Source organism: Chamaesiphon sp. VAR_48_metabat_403 (genome assembly GCF_031422475.1).
Classification (GTDB): domain Bacteria; phylum Cyanobacteriota; class Cyanobacteriia; order Cyanobacteriales; family Chamaesiphonaceae; genus Chamaesiphon.
Map to the genome: position 1 here is coordinate 1 of NZ_JANPLS010000362.1, position 1,514 is coordinate 1,514.

The window sequence follows — 1,514 nt, forward strand, 5'->3', positions numbered from 1 at the left end:
ACACCTCCCACACTCCCCACACCTCCCACACTCCCAACTCCCAACTCCCATCTCCCACCATGTCTCGACGTTATTTTTTAACTAGCTTATTTGCAATTTGTTTATGTGCGTTTTCGTGGGGGAATTCGATGCCAGTCGCAGGTGCGATGGGTGGAATTTTGCCGACTAGAGATTTACCAGCACCAATGTTTACCTTACCTACTAATACTGGTACTGGAAAAATATCGCTTGCCGATTATGCTGGCAAATGGGTAGTTTTATATTTCTATCCCAAAGATTTTACGTCTGGCTGTACGATCGAAGCTCGGAAATTTCAGCAAGATATTAGTAAATATCAACAACGCCAAGCCGAGATTGTTGGTGTTAGTGCCGATTCGATCGATTCTCATGCCGAATTTTGTGACTCGGAAGGATTGAAGTTTCCACTGCTAGCCGATCCAGATGGTGCTGTTAGTAAAGCTTACGGATCGTGGATGGGAATATACTCAATGCGGCATAGTTTTATTATCGATCCTCAAGGAATTTTACGGGCGACGTTTACCGATGTCAATCCGATCGCTCACAGTCGGGAAGTATTAACCGAACTCGATCGACTTCAATCGGCGCAACTCTGAGTTAGAAGATAAACTCTTTAGCACAAAGGCTCATTGGCGGATCGACCTCAGTGAAAAATCGCGCGTTAGCGGACTTGTACTGAGCGTAGTCATAGCGTAGCATTTCCATTAAGAGAAGTAGCCTCTCTGTAAGAGAATCGCCAATGAAGAAATTAGAAAAATAATCGAAGATAACAACTCATCAACTCTCGGAACTATTCCTAATCAAATTTTCAGGTTTAAGTAATCTTAGCGAAATAGCAGTGTCTATATTACTGCATATATTTGTTAAGATTGCTAACGATTGGGTTCAACCTTCTAGAATGGTTTTATATCGATCGAATCGCAGAGCTACATTTTTTGATTTTGTTAATATCAGCAATTACCAGCTTATTGCTAATTGCCGATCGGCTTCGATTCTGCCGAACGATCCGCGACAAATAGCCGAGTCAGCCGAGCAAAACTAGATAAAAAATTCAGCCGGACGGCTGAACCAACCTCGTAAACAGCCAAATGCCCCAAGTCGGTCGATCGACTGGTAAGTTACGATTGGAACCAGCAAAGATCTAAAAGATGTCTTGAGGATATTGACTGGAAAGATTCCGATCCATAACTTGTATAATCGAGAAAATAATAGCGATCGCCAAACTACAGTTAATACCTAATTAAAATTAGACAGATTAGGACACATTTCACATCTGACATCCTTTATTATTAACTGGCAAGGAGTATAACTTTTATGGGTAGGATTTTTATCTGTGCGATCTATGGCAGCTATGACGGCGCGGCTGTCGATCCAGAAACGATCGGTAGCGCACCAAATGAAGCCAAAGAAATGGTATTTTTGCGCGATCTAATCGTTCCAGAATTACGTAACCGTAGCTTTGAAGTGATCGCCGTACCTGATTTCGATCGTCCCGC

Annotated in this window: 1 protein-coding gene and 1 pseudogene; both read left to right on the forward strand. The window is 42.5% G+C overall.

Annotated elements, in window-relative coordinates; genetic code table 11:
- Positions 1-59 precede the first annotated feature (59 nt).
- Entirely contained in the window at positions 60-614 is a 555-nt protein-coding gene (locus RMO79_RS17615) for a peroxiredoxin (protein ID WP_396136623.1), read from the forward strand.
- A 718-nt stretch (positions 615-1,332) separates the two neighbouring features.
- A pseudogene (locus RMO79_RS17620) lies at positions 1,333-1,514 on the forward strand (cell wall hydrolase); the annotation flags it as partial.

Excerpts from the sequence above, each read along its gene's own strand:
- RMO79_RS17615 (WP_396136623.1), top strand. The coding sequence starts at position 60 with ATGTCTCGACGTTATTTTTTAACTAGCTTATTTGCAATTTGTTTATGT.